The organism is Bacillus sp. AR8-1 (assembly GCF_008042345.1).
In the GTDB taxonomy this organism is placed as follows: Bacteria; Bacillota; Bacilli; order Bacillales; family Bacillaceae_G; genus Bacillus_A; species Bacillus_A cereus.
In genome coordinates, this window is sequence record NZ_QNUB01000080.1 from 1 (window position 1) to 7282 (window position 7282).

Sequence of the window (7282 nt, forward strand, 5' to 3'; positions counted from 1 at the left end):
ATAATTAATTTGAGGTTATTTCACCATTTTAATACTAACAAAAAAGTGCAGATTTTCATCTGCACTTTTTTTATTCTTCCACTTCAGCTTCTGCACTACTATTTTCAAGATGCTCCTCCTGAGCTTCCTCTTGCAACTCTGCTGAAATCATCCCATAATAAAGTTCCGGATATAACCCAAATATTTGATATACACTTCCTAAAAACGGCATCAGAATCCCTCTTTTCTAAAGTTGTATTGCCACTTTTAAGGATTCCCTTTTCATTCACTATACATTCGTTTTTGGCGTTTCTTCTTCATCTTGAATACTTAATAAATTTTGCCATTTTTTATACGGAGCGCTATTTGGATCTACATATCCTTTCGCATGCGAGCGATCCCACAATTGTTTAATAAACATTTCTTTCTCTTTCTTTGCAACCATATCAGCACCTGTACCGTAATAGTTCTGGAAATACAACTCGATTTCATCAAGGAATAGTCTTAATAATTCATCTGATGTTTCTTCTAACGTCGGATCATACTTCGCTTCACGGTCATACATTAAAATCATGTCTAAAAGATTGTGGACATGTTCTTTTCTAAGCCATCTTACATCTTGGGCTCCTAATACGAACGGATGTGTATATAAATGTCCACCTTGTATCATCGCCTTTTCTTGCTCTTCTTCAAATCGTGACAAGATGTTTTCATAAATAAACGGATTATGAAGCAATGCTCTGTGTAATTTATAACTTTCGCTTGAAATATTTTTTCCCATCGACTGAATTAAAAAGCTACGTCCCACACCGTTATATTGATACACAAACTGTCCATCAACAGCAACTAAACTAATCCAGCGATACATATATGCGTATAGTAATGCACGATTACATTTATCATAATCTAATTTTGTTTGAGTCGCATTCAAATCTGGCATAAAGGCTGGTAAGTGCCAATACTTATCTAAATGCGGCGTTAAACTAGATTTTTTACTATTTAATTTGTTTACACGGCGATAATACGATTGGAAATAGTCCCCTTTATCATTCATAAATCCGTTTGAAATATGTCCTGATGATAATTTAGGAAAATCTTGCAGCGATAAGCCATAATGTGCTCGATAACAGATCACTTCAAATGGCGAAAAGGCTTCGTGTACTGTATCTTTTTCTTTAAACATTTCTTGAATCAATTCCTCTTGTAGCTCTTTCTTTAAAGAAGGATGTATACCCCAATATTGTAATTCCCTATGATGAGCAACTTTCGGAATGAATGGACTTGCTAAATGGAACAGGTCTTCAATTTTTTCACGCACGTATTCATCGCGATCACGTTTCTTATAATCTGCTTCTTTTCGCAACGCTTCAATAATATTCAATTCTAATTTATCACGATAGCGTACTTGCAGTTCGTCATAACAATAGCTCAGTATATGTTCGCGATAGAAATCCTCTACCTTTTTCGACTGAATCTCTTCTGTTTTCGCATCACGACAATATTCCCCATACAAACTCATATAAATTTCCGCTGATATATCTTTCGGTAGTACACCTAAATTTAAATGTTGCTGCATATCTTGCCATATCTTTTCTTGCAGCTGTTCCTCTGCTAATACATAAACATTCGTCGGGTTTGTTTTCCCTTCAAATTCCTTACTGCGCTTTTGGATTTCAAACAATAAATTTTCACGTGTTTCATGTAAATTATCAAAAAATCTTTCCCAATATTGAATCATTTTATTAACTGCCTGATATAGCGATTGATACACAAGTTCTAATAGCATTTCTTTTCGATATTCATTTAATTTGTGTACATATTGCGTTACGATGTCTTCAAATTCTCTTTTGAATAAACGTTGCTGATTATTAATCATTTTTCCGAACCAGCCTTGTTGTTGAGCAATTTCTACTCGGCGTACAGCCGTTACCGTGCCATCGATATTACCTACATTAAATTTTTTATCGTAGTTTTGAATTACATTACGCTTTTGTTCATTATTTTCATGTAATCGATTCATTTTTTCTACTAACTGTTTTCGAATTTCATATAACATAAAACGTGCTGCTACTGGGTGAACTGGATCTGTTTTCTTTAAAAACCATGTATTTAATTGATAGGACTGCCCTTCAGAACCACTTGGTGAAAAGCGGTCTGATTCAATCATGTCATATAAAAGTGTCGTTACATGTTCATGTACACGGCTCGGAATCGCATATGCATATAAGCGAACCGCATGATCCACTCTTGCCACTTCACCTTTCATTTGTTCCATCATTTTCAGTTTCGCAGCTGAAATTTTACACTCATGTTGCAGACGATTTAATTCCTCATCTTTTTGCACCGTTCGTTGTACATAACTTTCTACAGCTTCTAAAAACAGTTTTGATTTCGCAACTCCGAGCTTACCACCCTCTGCTCCTTCACGTGTTTCATTGTACATTTGTCTATAGAAAATATGAGCTTGCTCTGGACGGGTAGCAAGATGCTCCAAGTCCTCTAAATAACTTTTACCTCTCTCCGGCTTTTCACGCTGCATCCCACGTTTTACATCTTGGTCGTATCTTTGCTTCTTCTCTTGAAACAGTTGATCTAAATGCAGCCACGATTCATCTAAACCTTGCACCGCCCATTTTAAAGCACAATATTTTAACACATGCTCATATGGATAAATGAGTTTTGCCGTTCCTGCCCCGCAATATCGTCCTTTTCCACTTGATTCTGCTAATTGCTGAATTTGATTGTCTTCTTGTGCAAAATGACTTGTAGACATCGGGCTAAATAACTGTAAATAAATTGTATTTGCCATCTGTTCCATATAGTCTGATAAATTGTGTAAATGGTGTCCATGTAGATTTTCGTAATCGTATAAGAAACAATAATTGTACGGTAAATGATGTTGTTTAATTGTATGATTCGTTCTTCCGTCTTCATCTACTTGATCAGGGCGATACTCTAATTCAATTGTTACACCACCGCGTTTTGATAATTCTCCAGTAGAACCGAGCGTAATAGCATGTAATTCTTTTAACGATGCATAGCCATTTGCTTGCACCGTTTCAAATTCTTTCGCACTAACCGTTCTCGTCTTTACTAAAACATCCGGCATTAAAAACGCACCGCGTATTAAAATGTTATGATGCTGCAATTTCTTCCGAAGCATTTCACGTAAATATAATGCAATTTGCAGAAACATCCCTGAACCTGTTCCGCCTGCTAGTGATGTTACTATAATGACACGCACACCATATTCCGTTTGATCACTTGTAACCGGAAAAATTTTCTCGATTTCTTGCCAAAAAGACGTCAATTTATCTTCTTTCATCGCAGCACGTAACGCTAAACGTGAAATGACGCGTAACTGTCCTGCTCCTTCTGTTAATGGCTTATCAAGTATAGTCGGATCCATCGGAAACCACTCTGGGATCGTTGGATCTCCCGCAATATACTCCCTAGGCGTTTTACTAGAACTTGTTTGTGTCTTAAACTTTCGAATATGATCAAATTTACTTAATGTATTCACATCTGTATCAAATACGTGCATTGCTACCTTTTTCCGGCGCTCTTCAGGCAATTTTTCATATATTTGATGCGTCACAGTACTACCGATTCCACCTAAACCAATTAATATTGTTGGAACTTGTAATGTCATGTGAACCACCTTCCTATTCTTGCTTGTTTGAAAAAAGGGAAAGAGAATCAATACTCCATCCCCGTCTTATCCCTATCTACTATTCACATTCATACTTGTAAATCTCCTTACCATATCCTCTATCAATTAGTAAAAGTTCATTTGGATATAGTGTCTTATGTTCCATTCCTACTTCATCTTTTGTTATAAACATCCCATCAATAATCATTCCAACTACTTGTGATTCTTTCGCTACAAAGACAGATTTCGAACCTTTCTTCGCTATAAACGTAACGGATTGCACTGTTTTTCTTTCTGCTCTAAATGGGATACCAAAATAATGGTTCCACCATTTATTTCGAAGTAATTCTGGCTCAGATTGATATAGCCAATCTTTCGCTACCTCTTGATCCCATTCATAATACAGTAGTGCCTTCCGGTGAAATCTCGGCCGAACAATCCATCCTAAAACAATGATTCCTACTACTAGCAGTAATAAAGTGATAGGAATGACAAACTTAAAAATAAGCGCATATTTTTCATAAAACGGAGCATCTTGAATATGGAATGTTATGTTTTTCTTTACTTCTTGTAATTTTGAATCCTGCATTACGATGGTAGCTTCTACGGTGCCGGTATCTGTAAAATTAAATGTGTCGGAGTAATAGGGACGAGGATAAACATAGATCTGATTTCCATGTTGCTTTATTTCATAATTGATTGATTGTTTAGATGTGACACCAGTAGATTTTAATAGTTTTTTTACAGCTTCTTCTGTCATCGGCTTACCATCTAACTGTGGCTGCAAAACAAATGGTTTACTATTCTCTAAATTTGTCACTTTTTCTTCATAATCTTTTGTAACAGTTTGAAGTGATAATTTTGGTTTCTCAGCTGTTTCAATTTTAAATTCTTTCGTCTGTCTATAAAACCCCTTTATATTCATATGAACTTTCCCGCGTACTAACCCTTTACCAAGCTTAGTTTCATAATAAAACACATGCCTTTTATCGTCCCACTTCATCGGATATTGTTTTCCGTCTATTTCTACTTCTGCCTGAAAGTAAGAAGACTGAACTGGCAACTCCGTAGGCTTCGCTTCAATAACAGCAGTAACCCCTTCGTGCATTTCCTCTACATTTTTTTGACTACTATCATCTTTGTCATAAGTAGAAACCGTATAATTAAGCGCTGGTTCAACTAGTACTTGTAGTCCTTCTTTCTCAATGTCCTGGTCTACTTCTATCGTATAAGTTCCTGGTTTAATAACTTCCTGATTTTCCGTACTTATATGAACTATATTTCCGAACAATTTTGCTTCTCCTGGTGCATGTATGGAAAAAGAAGATTGTAATTGTAACGGTTTAGAAATTTGTGTGACCTGATAATCGGGCAGAGAAGGCGATTGTCGTACAAGCGTCATACGCTTTAATGGAAACGGTGTTGTAATCTCTACTCTTTTCCCCACTACTTTCGTTTTTACAATCGATTCAACAGAGGAGAATGGATCACGATTTGCAACTAATGCTGCCACTTGATTTACACTTTTTACAATGCCATCTTCTCCGCTTGACGGCATCGTAACACCATTTATCTCTTTCTTCCATATTTCTTTAAACGTGTTTAATTGTTCTTTTTCTTGTTGTCCTAAATCTTCTTCCATCGTAATTAAGACTGGGTGTAACGATATCTTTTTTGCATCCATTTCTTTCTTAAACTGGGCTAATTTCTGCAAAATTTGTTCTTTTCCGCCAACCTTATCTTTCTCTAAATCATTAAATGCCCCGTCAGTTAATACAATAAGCCAAAATTCACGTTTTCCATCTATATCTGCTTCCTTTTTTATAGATTGCATCGCCGTTTCTACCGCGCTAAATGGAGTATTTAAATACGTTTTCCACGCTCCAATTCCCTCAATTTCTGTTTGCCTTTTATCCTTCGTTAACGAAATGTTTAATGGATCATTCGGCTTACTCATTGGAACGTAAGAAAATTTATCTTTTTCATCTAATAGCGCAACTAAACTTTGCAAAGCATAATTGGCATATTTCCAGCGATCGTTATTTCTCATGCTGCCCGAATCGTCATATACAAGTGAAACGACCCTTTCCTTTGCCTCCTCTCCTTTTGCAAAAGCTGATAAAGGTAAACATATAAATAGAAACAGCATGAACGTGGCACAAATTCGGATTTTCATGATGAGGCTTCGCCACCTTTGTAGACAAATTCCTATGTTTAAATTTATGAGAGGAAACAAGATATATGACTTGTATTTTAGGACAACTAACCCACCATAACTTTATTATGTAAATAGATTATACACTTGGTAATATTCCTTCTAGCATTCTCTATCCAATTATATAAGTAAAAAAGCCTGTTTAAGCTCCACGCTTAAAACAGACTTTTCCTACTTTTTATTTTAAAAACACATAACAAAAAGTTTGATTTTTAACTTAACACATCACTTCTATTTTAAATCCACCGGGTGCTTCAACGTAAAACGTATACGCATGGGCTTGCTTAGGAGGCTCGACCAAAAATCCATCTTCCTTCAATCTTTGATTTATCTTATCTACTTGTTCTTCACTTTCTTGTGGAAATCCTACGTGAAATGTTTTTGGATACTGAACTTCTTTTCCTTTCATTAAAGTTAGTATAAATCCATCATTATCACGCATAACTGCAAAGGCATTCCCCCTTGTTCCACTACAAATTAAACCAAAATACCTCTCTAAAAACTCTCTAGATGCTGTTACATCTGTAACTGTTAAATTAAGATGTTTAATTCCCAATCCCCCACCTCATTTCTCAATTTTCTAACATTTTATCATACAAATAAAAAACACGCTTTTCACAGCGTGTTTCATTGCTTTACATACACTTCAACAATCGGATTCTCTTTATTATCCGCATGCAAGCGTATATTCGCTTCACTTGTATTATAAATACTAGCTAATAACATTATCGTTAACACATTAGGTATCTTCGCATCACTTCCATATTTTCTCTCAAGCCCTTCCTTATATTCAAAATCTAAATCCCCCTGCACATATGTATACACTTCAAAACCATCTTCTAAATTGCAAACTACTGTATCAATAATATCTGCTCCTACTTGCTTCTTCATTTCCTCTCGCAACGCTTCAATAAATTCTTCCCACGGTACTTCGTATGTCTGAAACTGATCTGTAGATTTCATGCCTTTTCCTCCTTATATATCCTCTTCTTATATTTCCCCTTTCCTATAACAATTATGATAGATAGGACATTCGTACAAGCCGCACTTGTCCCCCTTACATATCGTATTACTGTAATGCGGAAGGAGGAAAGAACATGCATAGACAAAAATGTTATGATACATGCCGACGTTATTTCGGAAAAGTTGTTCGGATTGAAGACCGTGATGGCCGTATACATTTAGGTAAAATAATTGATTTGACACAAAACTCTGTATGGATCGAACCGGTGCAACAGCGCTCATCTTTTGATTCAGGATTCGGATACTATGATGCTTATGCAAACGGTGGTTGTGACCTTTGCGGCGGCCTTAGCAGATGTGATAGTTGCGGATTTGGATGCGGTGGTGGATTTAGCAGCTGCGGATGTGGTGGCCGTGGTTGCGGTAGTTGCTGGCTCTTATAACCCTCTGACGCTCCCGACGGTTCTCCTCTT

5 protein-coding genes and 1 pseudogene are annotated in these 7282 nt (G+C 36.3%); 1 reads left to right on the top strand and 5 read right to left on the bottom strand.

The window, feature by feature from the left end:
* Positions 1-70: 70 nt before the first annotated feature.
* The 5 genes from DN400_RS29075 to DN400_RS29095 form a co-directional block, all read right to left on the bottom strand.
* Positions 71-211 (bottom strand): phosphonate ABC transporter permease, encoded by a 141-nt coding sequence (locus DN400_RS29075; protein ID WP_147802109.1) that lies wholly within the window; start codon positions 209-211, stop codon positions 71-73.
* A 57-nt stretch (positions 212-268) separates the two neighbouring features.
* On the bottom strand, positions 269-3631 hold the full coding sequence (locus DN400_RS29080; protein WP_000175110.1) for a tubulin-like doman-containing protein: 3363 nt from the start codon (positions 3629-3631) through the stop codon (positions 269-271).
* 79 nt (positions 3632-3710) lie between these two features.
* The gene (locus DN400_RS29085; RefSeq protein WP_061660597.1) at positions 3711-5807 is read right to left on the bottom strand and encodes a vWA domain-containing protein; all 2097 of its coding nucleotides are present in this window, start codon (positions 5805-5807) and stop codon (positions 3711-3713) included.
* Between the two features lie 256 nt (positions 5808-6063).
* On the bottom strand, positions 6064-6402 hold the full coding sequence (locus DN400_RS29090; protein ID WP_000511529.1) for a VOC family protein: 339 nt from the start codon (positions 6400-6402) through the stop codon (positions 6064-6066).
* Positions 6403-6473: 71 nt separating this feature from the next.
* Positions 6474-6809 (bottom strand): hypothetical protein, encoded by a 336-nt coding sequence (locus tag DN400_RS29095; RefSeq protein WP_000842905.1) that lies wholly within the window; start codon positions 6807-6809, stop codon positions 6474-6476.
* Between the two features lie 134 nt (positions 6810-6943).
* Between DN400_RS29095 and DN400_RS29100 the strand changes: the two are divergent.
* A pseudogene (locus DN400_RS29100) lies at positions 6944-7240 on the top strand (hypothetical protein); the annotation flags it as partial.
* Between the last annotated feature and the right edge of the window lie 42 nt (positions 7241-7282).

Excerpts from the sequence above, each read along its gene's own strand:
- DN400_RS29080 (WP_000175110.1), bottom strand. The coding sequence starts at position 3,631 with ATGACATTACAAGTTCCAACAATATTAATTGGTTTAGGTGGAATCGGT.
- DN400_RS29095 (WP_000842905.1), bottom strand. The coding sequence starts at position 6,809 with ATGAAATCTACAGATCAGTTTCAGACATACGAAGTACCGTGGGAAGAA.
- DN400_RS29075 (WP_147802109.1), bottom strand. The coding sequence starts at position 211 with ATGCCGTTTTTAGGAAGTGTATATCAAATATTTGGGTTATATCCGGAA.
- DN400_RS29085 (WP_061660597.1), bottom strand. The coding sequence starts at position 5,807 with ATGAAAATCCGAATTTGTGCCACGTTCATGCTGTTTCTATTTATATGT.